The sequence below is a fragment of the Rhizobium sp. CNPSo 3670 genome (assembly GCF_057784555.1).
Window position 1 is genome coordinate 137,292 of sequence record NZ_JBXSOL010000009.1, and the last position, 17,665, is coordinate 154,956.

A 17,665-nucleotide genomic window follows, 5' to 3' on the forward strand; every position below is an offset into this window, starting at 1 on the left:
GAGCGGTGACCGTGATTGCACAGAAGGATCTCTTTGGCGCGGCCGACGACGGCTTTCCCGAGGGTTTCCGATATACCCAGGATATTGTGCCCGTCGATCTGCAGCGCTCAGTTCTCGAAGCGATACCGGCCCTGCCGTTCAAAGCCTTCGACTTCCACGGGTTCGAAGGCAAACGCAGAACGGTCTCCTTCGGCTGGAAATACGACTTCGATAGTCAGCGCATGAGAAAAGCAGGGGAAATACCGTCACTGCTGCTCCCCATTCGGGAGATCGCCGCACGCTTCGCGGATATCGCGCCGGAGGCGCTCGAACATACTCTCGTGACGGAATACGCACCCGGCGCGCCTATCGGCTGGCACAGGGATAAATCCGTGTTCGGCCGCGTCGTCGGCATCTCCCTGCTTTCGTCATGCACCTTCAGGCTGAGGCGCCGGAACGGCGACAAGTGGCAGCGGCGATCGCTCGTGCTTGAACCCGGCTCCGCCTATATCATGGCCGGCGCCTCAAGAACGCTCTGGGAGCATTCCATCCCGCCTGTCGATCGGCTGCGTTATTCGATCACCTTCCGGGAGTTGGCCACCTAAAACCTCGGGAACATCGGCTTCAGCAGATGGTTACTCCGTCTTTCGCACAAATGGAGATGACGATGGCCGAGCAGGATGACGCGACGCGGGTATGGGAACTAATCGACCGAATAGGGTTCTGCATGTTGACGACCCGCAACGGTGACAATCTGCGCGCCCGGCCGATGTCCGCCTATAGCGCGCAGCTTGAAAACGCGGTCTATTTTCTGACTGATCTCGCCAGTACCAAGGACGACGAGGTCGCCCGCTGGCCGAACGTCTGCCTGGCCTTTGCCGACACCAAGGCGCAGAAATATCTTTCCGTGTCGGGGACGGCCGAGGTGCAGAACGACCGCGAAAAGATCCGTGAATTGTGGGCAACGCCGGCAAAGGCATGGTGGGACAATCCCGACGATCCCTCCATCCGCATCCTCAAGGTTACCCCGTCTTCGGCTGAATATTGGGATAGCCCCGGCACCATCATCAGCTATATCAAAATGGCGGCCGCAGCGGTCACAAACAGCAAACCGGATATGGGCGACAACGCCGAGGTCACGCTCTGACGCTAGGCGCGGAGGCTCGCCGACGGACATCAAACCCAGTTGGCCGATGCCTTGACGAAGTCGATGAATGCCCTGAGCGGCGCAGGCACCAGACGCCGGCCGGGATAATAGAGAAACGGTCCTGAAAAGCGCTGCCACCACGGCTCGAGGACGGGCTCAAGTGCGCCGCTGTCGAAATGCGGACGCAGCCAATCCTCGAAAATGCAGATGATTCCTGTGCCCGCTATCGCCGCGTCGACGGATAGATCGGTCGCCCCGCCGACTCTGACGATCAATGGGCCGGTCGGTTCGACCCGCACCACCTCGCCGTCCCGCTCATATTCCCATGGTGTCGTCAGCGCACCACTGGCAAAACGGCCCAACAAACAGGCGTGATCAAGGAGTTCCCTCGGATGTCGCGGCCGCCCGTGGTGGTCGAGATAAGCAGGCGATGCCGCAGTGGCAAAGCGCTGGTGGCGCGGACCAATCGGAATCGCGATCATATCCTGCTCCAGCCGCTCGTCATAACGGATGCCGGCGTCACACCCGGCAGCGAGCACGTCGACAAAGCTCTCCTCGGCGACGATCTCCAGGCGAATGTCGGGATAGGCGGCGAGGAATGGCGGGATGATGGCAGGCAGCACCAGCCGCGCAGCGCTGACCGGCACATTGAGCCGCAGCGAGCCAGCCGGCCTGTCGCGAAAGCTGTTGACCACGTCGAGCGCGGCCTCCACCTCCGTCAAAGCAGGGCCGAGCCGCTCCAGCAGACCCTTGCCCGCTTCGGTCGTAACGACGCTACGCGTCGTCCGATTGAGGAGCCTGACGTCGAGATCAGCCTCCAGGCGACGCACCGCTTCGCTCAAGAAGGAGGCGCTGCTGCCACTGGCGCGCGCTGCCTCGCGAAAACCACCCGCCCGCGCCACTGCGACGAAGGCGTTGAGGTCACTCAGGTCTGCTTTCACTGTTCGCCACTCCGCACGGCCCGTGCGCATTGTACCCAATTATCACACGCACCGCCAAGGAGTAAGTTTAATCTCATCTGTTGAAAGGAGCGCGACCATGTCAATGATCCATCAATCCGGCACATTCAATATCGGCGACCGCAAGGTGAGGCGACTTGGCTATGGCGCCATGCAGCTGGCAGGACCCGGCGTGTTCGGCCCGCCCAAGGATCGCGGCGCCGCTCTGGCGGTGCTGCGCGAGGCGGTCGCAAGCGGCGTGAACCATATCGATACCAGCGATTTCTACGGCCCGCACGTGACCAATCAGATCATCCGTGAAGCGCTCCATCCCTATGGCGACGATCTCGTCATCGTCACCAAGGTCGGCGCGCGGCGCGGCGCGGACGGGTCCTGGATTCCGGCCTTCTCGCGCCAGGAACTGACGCAGGCGGTTCACGACAATCTTCGCAACCTCGGCCTCGAGGTGCTTGATGTCGTCAACCTCCGGATCGCATTTGACCTGCATAGCCCGGCCGAAGGCTCGATAGAAGCACCCCTGACGGTTCTGGCTGATCTCCAGCGGCAAGGTCTGATCCGTCACATAGGTTTAAGCAACGCCACATCGAAACAGGTCGCCGAAGGCCGCGGGATCACCGAGATCGTCTGTGTGCAAAACCAGTACAATCTGGCGCATCGGAACGACGACCGGCTCATCGACGAGCTCGCCCGTCAGGGCACCGCCTATGTGCCGTTCTTCCCGCTTGGCGGCTTCACGCCGCTGCAATCGTCTACACTCTCCAATGTCGGCGCACGCCTGAGCGCCACGCCGATGCAGGTGGCGCTCGCCTGGCTGTTGCGCCGCGCAGCCAATATCCTGTTGATCCCCGGCACGTCGTCGCTCGGACATCTCAGGGAGAATCTCGCTGCTGCCGGATTGGTGCTGCCGGATGATGCCGACGAGGAGCTGAACCATATGGCTGACATCGCGGCCTGACGTCCGCGGCGGTGCAATCGTTAGGCCGTGTTCTAGCGCGGCGTAACGAGCTTGCCGGACGTGCTGGCGCAATCTGTCGGTCGGCCGCACCTTGTTGGCTGCGCCAACCGGCCGGTAAACGGCTTCCGTGTCAGAAGCTCATAAGTCACCAAGGCCGCTGACATCGCCAGAAAAACCACGACTGTCAAAGGATAATTGGCACTGGCGTTCGGATCGGCAAGCTTGGGAAGGCCGATAACACTGCCGGCCGCCAGAATCGCCGAGAGCACAACCTCCTGAACGATTAATCTCCAAAAGCCGGTCATGACCAACCTCCCGTCATCTCCGTATTATCGGCCGAAGGACGCTCAGTCTTTATACCTCACGATGCAGCCGCTGGGAAACACGCGTTGACCGCACGGTCCAGTGACCATGCGGTCTCGGTTTCAACGCTTCGGCAGCCGACTTGTTGCGGCTATGCTTTCAATAGCGCTCGGGCACATACATATCAGCCGGAACCGGCGCCCTGATGTAGTCGGCATGGCGGATACGATCCGGCAGCTGAATCTCAGGCTTCGGCACATCCTCGTAGGGAATCTGATCAAGAAGATGGGCGATGCAGTTCAGCCGCGCCCGTTTCTTGTCGACGGCCTGCACCACCCACCAGGGCGCCTCCTTGGTGTGTGTGCGCGCCAGCATTTCTTCCTTGGCCTTGGTATATTCCTCCCAGTGGATGCGGCTTTCCATGTCCATCGGCGAAAGCTTCCACTGCTTCAGCGGATCGTGGATGCGCATCTTGAAGCGGAATTCCTGTTCCTCGTCGGTGATCGAGAACCAGTATTTGATCAGCACGATGCCGGAACGGACGAGCATCCGTTCGAATTCCGGCACCGAGCGGAAGAACTCCTCGAGTTCGTCAGGGGTGCAGAAGCCCATCACGCGCTCGACGCCGGCGCGGTTGTACCAGCTGCGGTCGAAGAGCACGATCTCGCCGGCGGTGGGAAGATGCGGGACATAACGCTGGAAATACCATTGATGGCGTTCCCGTTCGGTCGGAGCGGGCAGTGCCACGGTTCGGCAGACTCGCGGGTTGAGCCTTTGGGTCACCCGCTTGATCGCGCCACCCTTGCCGGCCGAATCCCGGCCTTCGAAAAGCACGACGACCTTCAGCTTCTTGTACTGAACCCAATCCTGCAGCCGAACCAGTTCGTGCTGCAGCCGGAAAAGCTCGCGGAAATAGATCTTCCGATCGAGCGTCTGCTCCGCCGGTTCCGTCATTCCTTCGACGACCAGATCGTCCAGCCGGTCTTCCTCCAGCTGCATTTCCAGCTCCTCATCGAAGCTGTCGGCGATTTCGGCCTTTATCCGGCTGAGCTGGTCCTGATGTGTTTTAGACATGGGCTTTCCCTTCCTGCCCAGTTGACAGGAGCATGTCACTGCAAAGTTAGTGTGACGGTTGGATAACCCACAGCTCGTTCACTTGTTCGCCTCTTTCGCCACTCCACATGCCGGCGAACTTTTTAGACGCCGCCTACACGAGATGGAGGCGGCCTAGAGCAGTCCCGTTCGGTAATGGTCGACAAGGTTGCGGCAAGCGCGGATCGTCAGCGCCATGACGGTGAGCGTCGTGCCAGCGATGCCGCTGCCCGGAAAGGCGCTGGCGTCGGTGACGATGAGGTTCGGAGCATCCCACAGTTGATTGTAGGGATTGAGCACCGAAGTTTCCAGGCTTTCGCCCATGCGTGCACCGCCGGTTTCATGAATTGCTGCGCCCATGCACATGGTCTTGCGGAACCATGTGCGGAACATGAAGCGGCTGAAGGCATCGGCGTCGGGAAAGGCGCCTCTGCCCATCTCCTTGAGGCCGGTGGGCGATCCGATGAATTCAAGATCGCCGCCGACCTCTTTGACCATGGCGATCAACGTCTCCTCCTGCCGGCGGAGCAGCCGCCGCTCCTCCTCCTGCATGACGCAGCGAATGTGTGGCACCGGAATGTTCCAGGCGTCCTTGCGCTTGCGATCGAGGGTGATGCGGTTGTCGGCATAGGGCAGCATGCGGCCGAAGCCGAAGAAGGCGAGACGCGCATCGGCCTCCTCTGAAACCGGCGCCCTGCCGATGCTGCCCTGGTAGTCGAAATCGCCGCGGGCGGCGTCACCCTCGTCGAAACGCGGGATGAAGATGCCACCCGACGGATTGTAGAAGGGATCGACAGGAGCGGAATCGTCAACGGCCCAACCCTTCGCCTTGGGAAAGGAGCCAAAGGCAAGGCATGGAAGCTGATCCATGAAATAGCGCCCGAGCGCGCCCGAGCTGTTTCCGAGCCCGTCAGGATGTCTTGCCGATACCGAGTTCAGCAGCAGCCGCACGCTCTCGATCGGCGAGGCCGCAAGCACGATTGTCGCGGCGCGAGCCGTCGAAACCTTACCCGTGTTGCGATCGATGAATTCCGCACCGGTGGCGCGGCCGGTTTTTTCGTCGGTGGTGATGCGACGCACGACGGCGTCATAACGGACCGTCAGCCGGCCGGTCGCCTTTGCGTCCCGCAGCGGTCGCGGCATGCGTTCGGCGTCCGGCGCTATATAGCGCCAGGAGATGACGCGCCGGTCCGGCCAGCGGCTTTCTACAGCCTGCTTGAATATCTGCTCGGCGGGCGTGAGGCTTGCCGGCTTCGCATAGACGCCGTCCGGCAAGGTCGGCACATCGTCCTTGTTGCCGTAGAGCTCGAGATAGGCCTCGACTTCGTCATAGAAGGGCGCAAGCTCGTCATAGGAGATCGGCCAGTCCACGCCCTTTCCGGTGCGCGATCGGATCTTGAAATCATCGTCGGTCCAGCGCAGCAGCACGCGGCCGAAACTGTGCAGGCGCCCGCCGCCCTGGCGGCCGCGGATCCAGAGAAAGGGCTCGTTCTTCGGCGTCGTATAGGGGTTCTTGCGATCGTTGACGAAGAAGTGGCTGAAGCGCTCGGTAAAGAAGGCCGCCCGCGCCTGGATCGGCTGGCCCTTCAGGGTGGCGCGCGCACGCTCCCATATATTGATGCTGCTTGCCGGCGCCTTCTTGCGTGCCGGGTCGAAATCCCTGGGGCCGACGGCCGGCCCAGCCTCGAGCAGCAGCACCGACAGGCCCTTGGCCGTCAGCTCTTTGACCGCGAAGGAACCCGCCGCGCCGGAGCCGATCACCAGCGCATCATAAACCATCTCAGACATGTCTTTTCAAATCCTGTCCTGGAGCAATTCCTCAATGCAGCGCAAAGCACATCCGAAATTGCGGGAAAGCAGAGGAATGGCGCGTCAAAGCCGCGATCCATCGGCAGCGAAGAGTGACGCCTTGGTGATATCAAGGCCCGGAGCCATGGCATCGCCGGGCTTGAAGTCGACGTCGCCCATGAAACGAAGGGAGAGACTGTGCTCCGCCCAGTCGAACCAGACGACGGCATCCGAACCCATCGGCTCGACGACGGAAACACGGCCAGCAATCGTGGGAAGCCCGCTTGCCGCCCCGTCGAGCACAAGGTGCTCAGGGCGAAAGCCTAACGTAACAGGTCCTTCCACGGCCGTGCGGAAGGCATAGTCGGTGAGGTCGACGGCTAGGCCGTTGCTTCTGAAGACGGGTGCTCCGCCGCCGCGCTCGATCCGGCCCTCGACGAAATTCATCGCCGGAGCACCGATGAAGCCGGCGACGAAGAGATTGGCCGGACGGCGGTAGATCTCGGCCGGCGAAGCGAGCTGCTGGATCACGCCGTCGCGCATGATGGCGATGCGGTCGGCGAGCGTCAGGGCCTCGACCTGATCGTGGGTCACGTAAATCATGGTATTGCCGAGGCTTTGATGCAGCTTCTTGATCTCGACGCGCAATTCGTTGCGCAGCTTGGCGTCGAGATTCGACAGCGGCTCGTCGAAGAGGAACACATCCACTTCTCGCACCAGTGCCCGGCCGATGGCGACGCGCTGGCGCTGGCCGCCGGACAGCTCGGCAGGACGCCGGTCGAGCAATGTGTCGAGATGGAGGAGCGCGGCCGTGCGGGCGACGCGTGCCTCGATCTCGGCCTTTGGCAGGCCTGCGACGCGAAGCCCGAAGGAGAGGTTCTTGCGGACCGACATGCGCGGGTAGAGTGCGTAGGACTGGAAGACCATGCCGATGCCACGGTCCTTCGGCTCCTCCCAGCTGACATTCTTGCCCGAGATCCAGATTTCGCCTGCAGTAATGTCCTGCAACCCGGCGATGGCGTTCAGAAGCGTGGACTTGCCGCAGCCGGAAGGGCCGAGCAGCACCAGGAATTCGCGCGGCGCGATATCGATCGACATCTTCTCGATCACTGTATGGTCGCCATAGGCGATCTTCAGATCCTTGACGGAGACGGCAGATTGCATGGAATACGTTACCCCTTGACTGCGCCGGCGGCGATGCCGCGCACGAACCAGCGGCCGGACAGGAAATAGATGGCGAGCGGAACGATGGCGGTCAGGATCGTCGCCGCCATGTTCACGTTATAGGTGCGCTCGCCCATCGTGGTATTGACGATGTTGTTGAGCTGCACGGTCATCGGCAGGTTGTCCCGGCCGGCGAAGACGAGGCCAAGCAGGAAGTCGTTCCAGATGCCGGTGAATTGCAGCATCGAAACCACGACCACCATCGGCACGGCGATCGGCAGCATGATCTCGAAGAAGATGCGCCAGAAGCCGGCGCCGTCGACGCGCGCGGCCTTGCAGAGCTCCTCCGGCACGCTGACGAAATAGTTGCGGAAAAGCAACGTCACCAGCGGCAGTCCGAAGATGACATGGACGAGAATGATGCCGGCGAGCGAATTATAGAGACCGATATTCGCCATGGCGCGAACCATCGGATAGAGGAAGATCTGATAGGGGATCAGACCACCGGCCATGAGCAGGCCGAAGAGCGCATTTGCCCCACGCGGCCGCCAGAGCGACAGCGCATAGCCGTTGACGGCGCCGACGAAGACCGAGAGCGCGACGGATGGAACGGTGATCGCCACCGAATTCCAGAAGCCGCTACGAATGCCGACGCAGACGGTTCCCATGCAGGCGCCCGACCAGGCGGTCACCCAGGCGGAGAAATCGAGCGTGGCAGGCAGGGCAAAGATCTGCCCGAGCCGGATTTCGTCCATCGACTTCAGCGAAGTGACGACCATCGTATAGAGCGGCAGAAGGAAGAAAAGCGCAGCGCCGACCAAGAAGGTATAAAGGCCGATGCGTCCCGCCGTGATCCGTGCCGGCTTCGGCCCATTCGGGTGAGGCTGGTTCATCACGCCCCTCCCTTCGCCCGGTTGCGCATGTGCATCGCGAAACGGAATGGCGCGACCGCGATGACGACGCTGAGGACGAGCACTGTCGCGCCCGCTGTGGCAAGGCCGAGGTTCTGGCGCCCGAACAGATTGTCCATGATGAATTTCGCCGGCACTTCGGTCGCATTGCCGGGGCCGCCATTGGTCATGGCGACGACGATGTCGTAGGTCTTGATCACGCCCATGGCGAGCAGCATGCCGGCAGCCGCCAGCGCAGGCCCGAGCTGGGGCAGAATGATGGAGACATAGATGCGCCAGACGGGAATTCCGTCGATGCGCGCCGCCTTCCACTGCTCGGCCTCGATACCGCGTATGCCGGCAAGGGCAATCACCATGACGAGCCCCGCGCCCTGCCAGACGCCGGCGAGCACGAGCGCATAGATCGCCATGTCGCGATTAACCACCCAGTCGAGCACGAAGCTTTCCCAGCCGAGCGAACGCACGCTTGCCTGAATGCCGAGTGTGGGATTGAGCATCCATTGCCAGATCAGCCCCGTCACCACGAACGACATGGCGTAGGGATAGAGGAAGATCGTCCGAAAGGCGCTTTCGAAGCGGATCTTGCGGTCCAGTGCTGCGGCCAGCAGGAAGCCGAGCACCAGACAGCCGGCCACATAGAGGACACCGAAGATCAAGACGTTTTGCAGCGAGGCGAGCCATTTGGCGGATGCAAAGAGCTTCGCATACTGTGCAAAGCCGACATAGGTCGAGGACGGAAAGAGTGTGGAGTTGGTGAAGGACAGCCGGATCGACCAGGCCATGGTACCGATGAAGACCACGACCGCGGCGAACCAAGTCGGCAAGAGGGCGATGGTGGCGGAAAGATTACGCTTGCGTTTGACGGACATCGGCCAGCTCTTTGACGGATGGAAAGCGGAACACCCGCCGCCGCGTAGCACGCAGCGGCCGGCAGCCGTGGCCATCGGGGTCGGCCCGACACCACGGGCACGATCCTACTCGAAGATGGCGAAGAAGTTTTCGGCAGCGGTCCCCGCGTCGTTCGAACCGCCGCTCCAATATTCGTCGACGAAGTCGTCGAGCGCGCCGACCTGCTGGGGCGTGAGCACGATCGCCTGATCCGGCACGATGGCGCCGGCGCTCATCAGTTCGAGACCCTTTTGGGCGCAGGCATCGAGTTTCGACTTGTCGACATCGGAGCGCATGGGAACCGAGCCCTTCTTGAGGGCGAATTCGACCTGGACGGTCGGGTCCATGACGACCTCGGCGAGAAGCTTCTGCGCCTTGTCGGTCTGGGCGTTGCCGGTCTTCGGGAACCAGAGGGCGTCGGCGATATAGACCATGCCCTTGGATTCAGGAGCGATCATGCAGCCATAATCCTTGCCCGGCTCCTGGCCGGCAACTGTGAATTCGCCCTTGGCCCAATCGCCCATGAACTGCACGCCGGCCTTGTCCGTGATCAGCATTGCGGTTGCGTCGTTCCAGTTGCGGCCGGCCGCGCCCGCATCGACATAGCCGCGCAGCTTGCCGAGGATTGCGAGCGTCTTCTTCACGCCTTCGACGGAGGCTTCGCCTTTGTCCTTGTTGGCATAGATCTTCAGGAAGCCGTCGGTCCCGACCTGCGAGAGCAGGATCATGTTGAAGACCTTGGTCTGCTGCCAGGGCTGGCCGCCCCAGGCGACCGGGATGATGCCGGCGGCCTTGAGCTTGTCGAGATCGATGAAAAACTCGTCCCAGCTCTTCGGTTCCTGCGAAATACCGGCCTTGCTGAAGGCTTCCTTGGAATAGAAGACCCAGCTTTCGCCATGAGCACCTGTTGGAGCGAGATAGACCTTGCCATCATAGGAAATGAGGTCATGGATCGATTTCGGCAGGGCATCGGTCCATTTGCCGGCGGCGGCTACGTCGTCTATTGGATTGAACAGGCCCTGGCTGACGAAATCGGCGGCGGCAAGACCGATGACGCCCTGCTTGGCGCCCGGCGCGTCACCGGCAACGATGCGGTTCTGGAAGGCGGCATCGGCCGCGCCGAAACCGGCGATCGAGGAATCCTTCCAGACGCCGCCGCGCTTTTCGAATTCGCTTCTGATGACGTTCAGGGCCGCGGCTTCGCCGCCCGACGTCCAGGAGGACATGATCTCGATCGTCGGCTTGTCCTCGGCATGCGCCGCGGCGAAGAAACCGGCGAAAGCCACGCCGGCAAGAAAAAGCTTCATCATGGTCTTCATTGTTCCACCTCTTGAAAATGCCCTCTTGGCGGGGCGTTTATTGTCTTCGGAATGATATCAGCAGTAGATCGGCAGGAGCGCCTGCCGGACGAGCGTGAGCCCGTTGGCAATGTCGCGGACCGGATCCGGCGCGGCATCGAGTTCTAGGATCGCCCAGCCTTCATAGGCCCGGTCGCGCAGCAGCCGGATCCAGGCCGGCCAGTCGACCCGTCCGAGGCCGAAGCCGCAGAAATAGGGCTGGTGGCGTTCGTGGATGTGCTTGTCGATCGGGGTGTCGGCAGGCATCGGACCGATCGCATCCTTCCAGTGAGCGATGATCATCCGCTCGTGATGGCGATCGACGAGCTGGACGGGGTCGGAGCCGGCAACGATGATATGGGCCGTGTCGGGGCACATATGCACATAGGCCGGATCGGTCAGCAGCATCATCAGGTCGACGTCGCGCGCCGCGGCAAAGATCGAATGCGCCTCCGTGTGCAGCGCCAGCCGGACGCCCCTGCCATGGAGGATCGCGCCGAGCCGGTTCAAGAAATCGGCGATCGTCTTGGCACGGTCGAAATCATGGAACTGCACCGGCTGGGCACCGAGGGTCTGGCGCAGGGGCGCGCCGATCACCATGATATCGCTGCCGCAGGCTTTCAGGAAATCGGCATATTGTTCCGCCTTGTCGATCAGCGCGCGCTGGGCTTCAGGGTCGGTAAAGTCTCCTGCTGCCTCGAGCTCGGCAAAGAAGCCGCTGCAAAGCGTCAGGCCGCGCCTTGCCAGTTCGGCAACAAAGCCATCGATCGAACCATAGGTCTTGATCGCGTCCTGCCAGTTGAAGGGAGAGAAGGTCAACTCGACGCCAGTGACGCCGGAAGCCTGGACGCTGTCGAGGATCTTGTCCCAAAAGGCGCGCGGCGCGGCGCGTGCATGGTCGACGATCGCATCATGGCTGCGGACGCCCCAGAAGCCGGGATGGAAGAACGTCACGAGATCGACTCCGAAGCGTAGTCTGTCGTCAGTCGCCATAACCTATCCATTCTCAAGGCACGATCCATCTGCATGCGAAACAGCGGCTACGCATTCAATAAATCATGCATTTTCAAAGCATTAAAAACGGCAATCGTTTGCCATGCCCAAATGATAGCCAAGCTGGTTTTTTAAGCAAGCGATTTTTGGCAAACGTTTGCTATAAATCGTCACCTGCCTTAGAATCGCAAATCGAAGCATCCGGGAGGGCGGAATTAAAGGTGAATAAAAACAAAGATGTGGCGGTAGAAGAGCCGTCTGGCGCGTTGATGGCTGACGTTGCGCGGCTCGCCGGTGTCGCGATATCGACGGTCAGCAGGGCGCTTGCCAATCCCGGACGGGTCAACGAGAAGACCCGCGCCAAGATCAATGCGGCCGCCAGGCAACTCGGCTACACGCCGAACGCGATGGCGCGCGGCCTGAGGGTGGGAAAATCCAACATCATCATGATCATCCTGCCGGGATCGCTTTATTATGGCGTCTCCCAAATCATTCCCCAGGTCCTGCAGAGCATCAATAAGACGCTGATCCTACGCGGCTATAACCTGATGATCGCCAACCTTGATCGCGACGAGGCCTCCGAGCGACACATTCTGGATCTCGCTTTCGGCGGCAGCGTGCGCGGCGCCATCATCTTGTCTTCGAAGCTACCGGAGGTCGAGGGGCGTTCGCTGGCAAATTCCGGCCTACCGATCGTGTCGATGCTGCTCGACATGAGCGATGCGGGCCTGCAGAGCGTCGTTACCAACGATCGCGAGGCTGTGCGCGACGTCACGGCCGAGCTGGTCCGGCTGGGACATAGGCGGTTCTTCTATCTTGCCGGCCCTGAAGGCAATTATCACGATGTCGAGCGCTATGGCGGCGTGCTCGAGGCGCTCGATGCAGCCGGCTTGCCACAGCAGGCGGTGCGTCGCTCGGGCGGTCGGCTCGATTATCAGCACGGCTTCGACATCGGCGTTCAGGCGGCGGACGATTTCACGAAGCTCGCCGAAAAACCAACGGCGGTTATCGCCACCAGCGATGACATGGCCATTTCATTCATCAGCCGCATCAAACGTGCGGGCTTGCGCATTCCCGATGATCTGTCCGTCGTCTCCTTCGACGGCTCGCCGGTCTGCGAATTCTCCGCGCCGCCACTCTCAACGATCGAGCAGCCGGTGGAAGAGATGGGCCGCGCGGCGGTGGAACTGCTGCTCGACACCATTGGCCGGGCGCAAAACCCGGCAAAGCTGCGTACCGTCATCCGCAGCAGGCTTATCCTGCGGGAGAGCATCGCCGCTGCGAAAACTTGACGATGCCGGCACCGGCGGCCTCTCGTTATGAGGGGCCGCACCATCAATTCTGAAGCTCCACTCAAATCATCAAGCGGCTCCGGCGGTTCTTACAACCGAGCGGGAGATTTTAGTTGTCAGTAATACAATCGTCCGGCAACATTACTGGCTAGCTTCTTGAACTGAATAGTATTGCCACCAGCGCGTTGAGGAGACGGGCATGTGCGCAGAGCTTGTTGAACGTCGGCTGGCGGCTATTCTGGCTGCCGATGTGGTGGGCTACAGCCGTCTTCTGGAAGCCAATGAAGAGGAGACGCTCAACGCCCTTCGTCAACATCGCCGGGAACTCTTCGATCCTGCTGTCGCAACCCATGGCGGACATATAATCAAGGTCATGGGTGATGGTTTTCTGGTCGAATTCGGCAGCGTGCTGAGTGCGGCACGCTGCGCTGTCGAAATCCAGCGCGGCATGCTGGAGCGCAACATAGGGATTCCAGCGGACAGGCACTTTGCGTTCCGCATAGGCTTGAATCTCGGCGACATCGTCTTCGATGAAGATGACTTTCATGGGGACGGCATTAACGTCGCGGTCCGGCTGCAAGCTCTTGCAGCCCCTGGCGGTATCGCCTGTTCGGCGGCCGTGCGCCACGAAGTCGCAAACAAGCTCGGCCTCGGTTTCGCAGATCAGGGCGCCATGACCGTCAAGAATATATCCCGACCGGTCCATGTCTATTTTGCCGATTGGGGCAATGCCCCCTCCAGCGAAGAGATTCCGCTTACGGCAGGCGGACACACACGGGCGCCCGTCAACAAGCCGTCGGTTGCAGTTCTGCCATTCGCCAACATCAGCAACGATCCGGAGCAGGATTTCTTCAGCGACGGCATCACCGAAGATCTCATCACTGATCTGTCGAATGTTTCAGGCCTGTTCGTCCTAAGCCGCAACACTGTCTTTACGTGGAAAGGCAGGAGCGAAAACCTCCAACGTATCGCTGCCGAACTCGGCGTTGCCTATATCGTGGAGGGCAGCGTCCGCAAGGCAGCAAACCACGTCCGGATCAATGCGGAATTGATCGAAGCAGCGAGCGACGGCCATGTCTGGGCCGCGCGTTACGACCGCGACCTGACCGACATTTTCGAGATGCAAGACGAGATCGTGAAGGCAATCGTCGGGCAGCTCAAGGTCAAGCTGCTGCCGGAGGAGAAGCGGGCAATCGAGCAGGCGCCGACAGAGAGCGTTGAGGCCTATACGCATTTCCTCCGGGGGCGCGAATACTACCATATTGCCTCACGCTCCAACCATCTGATGGCCAGGCGGAGCTTCGCCAGAGCCATCGAACTGGATCCGGGTTATGCCCGGGCCTATGCCGGCATCGCCGTCTGCGATGCGCGCCTGCGGTCTCAATTCGGCGCTGAAATTCCGGTGGAGGATATTCTTGCAAACACGGCGACGGCGCTCGTTATCGATCCCAATCTGGCGGAGGCCTATGCGGCCAAGGGATTTGCTTTGGCGGTGGCCGGCAATCGCACCGAGGCAGTTTCCGCATTCGAGCAGGCTTTGTCGCTCGATGCCAATTGCCACGAGGCGAACCGCTACTATGCCGAATTTTGCGTGACGGACGGTCAGTTCGAACTTGCGGCTACGCACTTTCAGCGGGCGATGGAAATCAAACCTGCCGACTACGGTGCACCGATCATGCTTGTGAATGTCTTGCGTTCACTCGGACAAATAGATAAGGCCAGCAGCTATGCCAGGATCGCATTGAAAAGGGCGGAGGAGGAACTGCGGCTCCACCCAGAGAATGCCAATGTTGCCTGCCTGGGAGCGACGGCCCTTGCCTTCCTCGGTGTTCGCGACACCGCACTGGAATGGTTGGCGCGCTCCCTGGCGACGGATCCCGATGACATAAACATTCAGTACAACGCCGCCTGCACCTATGCACTGCTTGGCGAGATCGATCGGGCGATAGACTTGCTTGAGGTCTGGATGCCGCAAGTCGGTATCGAAATGCGGCTCTGGTTCAAGAATGATTCCGATCTCGATCCCATCCGCAGTCACCCGCGTTATTTGAAACTGGTTTCACTGTCTGAATAACGCCCCTAATACTATTTTATTACTTGCTAAATCTGCCGCGAGCGTCGAATGTCAACTTAAACTGGCAATCATGAAGGTCTTTTGAGGGGGAGCGGATGGGCACCCGGTTCAGACTTTTTGTGCAGCCTCCCTTTGAAGATGCGCGGTCCAGTCCCGAGATTGTCGAAGTGTCGTCTCCGTTGGGCAGCCTGACCGCTGGTCCGGCCGACGATCGCATGTTTGTTGTCGAGCCGGTCGGCAAAATCTCTCCCTATGGCGTAAATCACGGCCCGCTCGGAACGCCGTATATGTCCCTTCCGCCCTGGACCGGCAAAATCCTCGAGCCGGCCAATCCCGACCGGGGCGGCAATTTCGACCATCTCCGACCTTCGATGCCTGGTTTCGAAGCCGCGCATGTCTTCGGCTGCGTCCGGTTCACACTCGATGTGTGGGAGCGCTATCTCGGCCAGCCGCTTACGTGGCATTTTCGCGATCACTATGACCGGTTGGAAATCACCATTTTGCCGCAGTGGGACAATGCCCAGTACGGCTATGGCTTTCTTGAAGTTGGCAGCCAGTTCGAGAAGGATGGGCGCATCCTTCCCTTCAGCCTGGATTTCGACGTCATCGCCCACGAGGTGGGACACGCTATCATATTCAGCGTCCTCGGCGTACCGCGCCCGGGAACCGAGTATCCGGAATATCTCGGTTTTCAGGAGGCCTTCTCCGACTGCGTGTCGCTGATCGCTGCCATGCATTTTCCGTCGGTGATCGATAATGTTCTCGAGGAGACGTGCGGCAACCTTTACCGGGCAAATCGCCTGGCGCGTTTTTCGGAATTTTCGCCGCATCGCCAGATTCGTTCGGCAAACAACAAACGGACGATGGCCGAGTTCACTCGTGGCTGGAAGGACGAACACGAGCTCTCGCAACCGCTCACCGGTGCGGTATTCGATATACTCGTCGATATCTTTCACGAGAGCCTGGTGGCGCGAGGCCTGATCTCGCGGACCGTCGAAGATCTCTCCGATATTGCCGAGTTCGATCCGACTGCCGAGGCACCCGTACAGCACGCTTTCGACCGCGCTTTTGGGCGGAACCCGGATGGATTTGTCGAAGCGCTGCTCGATGCACGAGACATCGCCGGCAGATATCTGGCCGAAACCTTGTGGGCTCTCGCACCCGATTTTCTGGACTACGGCGACGTCGCGGAAACGATGCTTGCAGTTGATCGGAAGGAAAGTGGCGGCCAATTCGCGGGGATCATCACCGGAAATTTCGGGCAACGGGCGATCGGCGAGCTACACGCCGGCGCGCCTCTCAAGGGTAGCGAGCATCGCAGCCATTTTCACTCTGCGCGAATATTGCTGCCGAGAGATCATCTGAAGCTTCCGAAGATGAGCTATCGCGAGAAAGTTCTGCTGTCGACATTAGCTAGAAGTCAATGATCACAGAGATGGAGGGAGAAGTGGCAGACAATGAAACTTTACTAGGCATATCATCGATACATCTGTTCGGACGTCCGCTGAGCGATCTGATCCTTAGAGGAGGCCCCATTTATCAGAATCTAAGCGTACCAATAGCGGGAAGAAATAATTTTCTGAGAGACCAGCTTGGTGCAGCTGACGCGGTTCTGGCGCGAATCTTCGCCTTCTCCTTCGAGGGGGCGTTCGTTGAACTTAGTCGACCAGCGATCTTCGTTGTCCACGGCCCGGGAGCCGACCCTGACGATCCGCCGCCGAGGAACGTGGGTGGCGATATCGAGTATGACAGATTGTATCGGGCTCCTGGTTCGAGCGCGCGAACCGGCCTTGGCTCCCAATTCGGAGCACTCGCCAAGGACATGAGGGTCTGGATTTATGACAAGGGCGACGTCTCGATGAGGCTGGATGCTGAAACAGGAACCCTCGAGCAAATCCTTCTGTCGGCCGAGGTTTCCTCTGACCCCCGTGGGATGGCGAGCGGCGCGATGTCCAGATCGGGCGGCGCCTTGTCCCGTTCCGGTGGCGTGATGTCAAGATCAGGCGGGTTCATTCCTCGAAGATCAGGCGATAACGAGTAATCCAAGTTAAGACGGATGAGGGAGGATCATATGCCCGCCGCAAACCCTAAAGTTAAAATCGAGCGCCTCGAGCCGGAGACCGTCGTTGCGCCATTACTTGTTCGAACGCCCTTTAAAATAATAGGCTCCGGTCTCAGCAACAAGATATATGTCTATATCTCTACTCAGCCAGACGGGAGCGACGACGTTTCAAACCCAACTGGCAGCGACGAGAAAGAAACCTATAAAATTAAGATAGATACCGACGGCTCCGCGACGAGCACAGACAAAGTGTTGTCGCTCATTGTTAAACCGGAACTAGATGCCGGCCCATTCGACGAAAAAACTGAGTTCTGGATTGCCATAAAACTGGATGACATGAAGGGCAAAGTTGAAGCGACACGAAAAACATTCAAACTTGTCTAACTCGAGACTACTGTCGATGGCAGATTGAGGGCTACGGGCCTTAAGCGCTTTGGTCTCAATAGCGCCGGCTGCCATCACGGCGTCCGGCGCTATGTCCCCATAGGGCGCGGATTGCGCTCCACCAAAACTTCGTCTGACCCCATCAGTCGGCGCGCCGTGCTACGAAAATCACAACACCGGGCGATCTGAATCTTCGGCTATGCCCGGTGCCTACAAGGCGGGCAAATCGGTCATCGAGGTCAGCAATCTGGCGCCGGTGCTGAAAGCCAAGGACCTCGTCGTCGACATCTGACGAACGACGGAGGGCTCCAAGGGCTCATGCTCTAAGATCGGTCTG

Annotated in this window: 17 protein-coding genes and 1 pseudogene; 9 read left to right on the forward strand and 9 right to left on the reverse strand. The window is 60.2% G+C overall.

Features of this window, described 5'->3' with window-relative positions; all coding sequences use genetic code 11:
* Window positions 1-5: 5 nt before the first annotated feature.
* Together AC13QO_RS11865 and AC13QO_RS11870 are read left to right on the forward strand one after the other, a co-directional pair.
* Window positions 6-584: an alpha-ketoglutarate-dependent dioxygenase AlkB gene (locus tag AC13QO_RS11865; protein ID WP_488540741.1), complete on the forward strand. Its 579-nt coding sequence runs from the start codon at window positions 6-8 to the stop codon at window positions 582-584.
* A gap of 62 nt (window positions 585-646) precedes the next feature.
* Window positions 647-1,126, forward strand: coding sequence for a pyridoxamine 5'-phosphate oxidase family protein (locus AC13QO_RS11870; RefSeq protein WP_488540742.1), 480 nt, complete (start codon window positions 647-649; stop codon window positions 1,124-1,126).
* Window positions 1,127-1,155: 29 nt separating this feature from the next.
* Here the strand turns inward: AC13QO_RS11870 and AC13QO_RS11875 are convergent, their stop codons facing one another.
* Window positions 1,156-2,067, reverse strand: coding sequence for a LysR family transcriptional regulator (locus AC13QO_RS11875; protein WP_285193954.1), 912 nt, complete (start codon window positions 2,065-2,067; stop codon window positions 1,156-1,158).
* A gap of 97 nt (window positions 2,068-2,164) precedes the next feature.
* On the opposite strand from AC13QO_RS11875, the gene AC13QO_RS11880 reads away from it, so the two are divergent.
* Window positions 2,165-3,040, forward strand: a complete 876-nt coding sequence (locus tag AC13QO_RS11880) for an aldo/keto reductase family oxidoreductase (protein WP_285193955.1) — start codon at window positions 2,165-2,167, stop codon at window positions 3,038-3,040.
* A 32-nt stretch (window positions 3,041-3,072) separates the two neighbouring features.
* Here AC13QO_RS11880 and AC13QO_RS11885 read toward each other — a convergent pair whose 3' ends face one another.
* The 8 genes from AC13QO_RS11885 to AC13QO_RS11920 all read right to left on the reverse strand — a co-directional run bounded on the left by AC13QO_RS11885 (window position 3,073) and on the right by AC13QO_RS11920 (window position 11,516).
* Window positions 3,073-3,345, reverse strand: coding sequence for a hypothetical protein (locus AC13QO_RS11885; RefSeq protein ID WP_488540743.1), 273 nt, complete (start codon window positions 3,343-3,345; stop codon window positions 3,073-3,075).
* 157 nt (window positions 3,346-3,502) lie between these two features.
* Entirely contained in the window at window positions 3,503-4,417 is a 915-nt protein-coding gene (gene ppk2 / locus AC13QO_RS11890) for a polyphosphate kinase 2 (RefSeq protein WP_085780764.1), read from the reverse strand.
* Between the two features lie 153 nt (window positions 4,418-4,570).
* Window positions 4,571-6,223 (reverse strand): GMC oxidoreductase, encoded by a 1,653-nt coding sequence (locus tag AC13QO_RS11895; RefSeq protein WP_488540744.1) that lies wholly within the window; start codon window positions 6,221-6,223, stop codon window positions 4,571-4,573.
* 84 nt (window positions 6,224-6,307) lie between these two features.
* Complete coding sequence (locus AC13QO_RS11900; protein WP_488540745.1) at window positions 6,308-7,387, reverse strand: ABC transporter ATP-binding protein; 1,080 nt, start codon at window positions 7,385-7,387, stop codon at window positions 6,308-6,310.
* A gap of 8 nt (window positions 7,388-7,395) precedes the next feature.
* Window positions 7,396-8,280 (reverse strand): carbohydrate ABC transporter permease, encoded by an 885-nt coding sequence (locus AC13QO_RS11905; RefSeq protein WP_488540746.1) that lies wholly within the window; start codon window positions 8,278-8,280, stop codon window positions 7,396-7,398.
* Window positions 8,280-9,167, reverse strand: coding sequence for a carbohydrate ABC transporter permease (locus AC13QO_RS11910; RefSeq protein ID WP_488540747.1), 888 nt, complete (start codon window positions 9,165-9,167; stop codon window positions 8,280-8,282). The genes AC13QO_RS11905 and AC13QO_RS11910 overlap by 1 nt, the downstream gene beginning before the upstream one ends.
* A gap of 105 nt (window positions 9,168-9,272) precedes the next feature.
* On the reverse strand, window positions 9,273-10,505 hold the full coding sequence (locus AC13QO_RS11915) for an ABC transporter substrate-binding protein (protein ID WP_488540748.1): 1,233 nt from the start codon (window positions 10,503-10,505) through the stop codon (window positions 9,273-9,275).
* A gap of 57 nt (window positions 10,506-10,562) precedes the next feature.
* Entirely contained in the window at window positions 10,563-11,516 is a 954-nt protein-coding gene (locus AC13QO_RS11920; RefSeq protein ID WP_488540749.1) for a sugar phosphate isomerase/epimerase family protein, read from the reverse strand.
* Window positions 11,517-11,737: 221 nt separating this feature from the next.
* On the opposite strand from AC13QO_RS11920, the gene AC13QO_RS11925 reads away from it, so the two are divergent.
* The 6 genes and pseudogenes from AC13QO_RS11925 to AC13QO_RS11950 form a co-directional block, all read left to right on the forward strand.
* Entirely contained in the window at window positions 11,738-12,808 is a 1,071-nt protein-coding gene (locus AC13QO_RS11925; RefSeq protein ID WP_488540750.1) for a LacI family DNA-binding transcriptional regulator, read from the forward strand.
* Between the two features lie 199 nt (window positions 12,809-13,007).
* Window positions 13,008-14,882 carry a TPR end-of-group domain-containing protein gene (locus AC13QO_RS11930; RefSeq protein WP_488540751.1) on the forward strand — a complete coding sequence of 625 codons (1,875 nt, stop codon included), beginning with the start codon at window positions 13,008-13,010 and terminating at the stop codon, window positions 14,880-14,882.
* 95 nt (window positions 14,883-14,977) lie between these two features.
* Complete coding sequence (locus AC13QO_RS11935; RefSeq protein WP_488540752.1) at window positions 14,978-16,309, forward strand: gluzincin family metallopeptidase; 1,332 nt, start codon at window positions 14,978-14,980, stop codon at window positions 16,307-16,309.
* Window positions 16,310-16,317: 8 nt separating this feature from the next.
* On the forward strand, window positions 16,318-16,923 hold the full coding sequence (locus tag AC13QO_RS11940) for a hypothetical protein (protein ID WP_488540798.1): 606 nt from the start codon (window positions 16,318-16,320) through the stop codon (window positions 16,921-16,923).
* A gap of 30 nt (window positions 16,924-16,953) precedes the next feature.
* Window positions 16,954-17,328: a hypothetical protein gene (locus AC13QO_RS11945; RefSeq protein ID WP_183699960.1), complete on the forward strand. Its 375-nt coding sequence runs from the start codon at window positions 16,954-16,956 to the stop codon at window positions 17,326-17,328.
* Between the two features lie 208 nt (window positions 17,329-17,536).
* Window positions 17,537-17,620: pseudogene (locus AC13QO_RS11950) on the forward strand (4-carboxy-4-hydroxy-2-oxoadipate aldolase/oxaloacetate decarboxylase); the annotation flags it as partial.
* Between the last annotated feature and the right edge of the window lie 45 nt (window positions 17,621-17,665).

Bases quoted from the DNA above. Each gene is read 5' to 3' on its own strand.
- AC13QO_RS11880 (WP_285193955.1), top strand. From the start codon at position 2,165: ATGTCAATGATCCATCAATCCGGCACATTCAATATCGGCGACCGCAAG.
- AC13QO_RS11920 (WP_488540749.1), bottom strand. From the start codon at position 11,516: ATGGCGACTGACGACAGACTACGCTTCGGAGTCGATCTCGTGACGTTC.
- AC13QO_RS11935 (WP_488540752.1), top strand. From the start codon at position 14,978: ATGGGCACCCGGTTCAGACTTTTTGTGCAGCCTCCCTTTGAAGATGCG.
- AC13QO_RS11900 (WP_488540745.1), bottom strand. From the start codon at position 7,387: ATGCAATCTGCCGTCTCCGTCAAGGATCTGAAGATCGCCTATGGCGAC.
- AC13QO_RS11870 (WP_488540742.1), top strand. From the start codon at position 647: ATGGCCGAGCAGGATGACGCGACGCGGGTATGGGAACTAATCGACCGA.
- AC13QO_RS11885 (WP_488540743.1), bottom strand. From the start codon at position 3,345: ATGACCGGCTTTTGGAGATTAATCGTTCAGGAGGTTGTGCTCTCGGCG.
- AC13QO_RS11915 (WP_488540748.1), bottom strand. From the start codon at position 10,505: ATGAAGACCATGATGAAGCTTTTTCTTGCCGGCGTGGCTTTCGCCGGT.
- AC13QO_RS11945 (WP_183699960.1), top strand. From the start codon at position 16,954: ATGCCCGCCGCAAACCCTAAAGTTAAAATCGAGCGCCTCGAGCCGGAG.
- AC13QO_RS11910 (WP_488540747.1), bottom strand. From the start codon at position 9,167: ATGTCCGTCAAACGCAAGCGTAATCTTTCCGCCACCATCGCCCTCTTG.
- AC13QO_RS11905 (WP_488540746.1), bottom strand. From the start codon at position 8,280: ATGAACCAGCCTCACCCGAATGGGCCGAAGCCGGCACGGATCACGGCG.
- AC13QO_RS11930 (WP_488540751.1), top strand. From the start codon at position 13,008: ATGTGCGCAGAGCTTGTTGAACGTCGGCTGGCGGCTATTCTGGCTGCC.
- AC13QO_RS11895 (WP_488540744.1), bottom strand. From the start codon at position 6,223: ATGTCTGAGATGGTTTATGATGCGCTGGTGATCGGCTCCGGCGCGGCG.
- AC13QO_RS11940 (WP_488540798.1), top strand. From the start codon at position 16,318: ATGGAGGGAGAAGTGGCAGACAATGAAACTTTACTAGGCATATCATCG.
- ppk2 (WP_085780764.1), bottom strand. From the start codon at position 4,417: ATGTCTAAAACACATCAGGACCAGCTCAGCCGGATAAAGGCCGAAATC.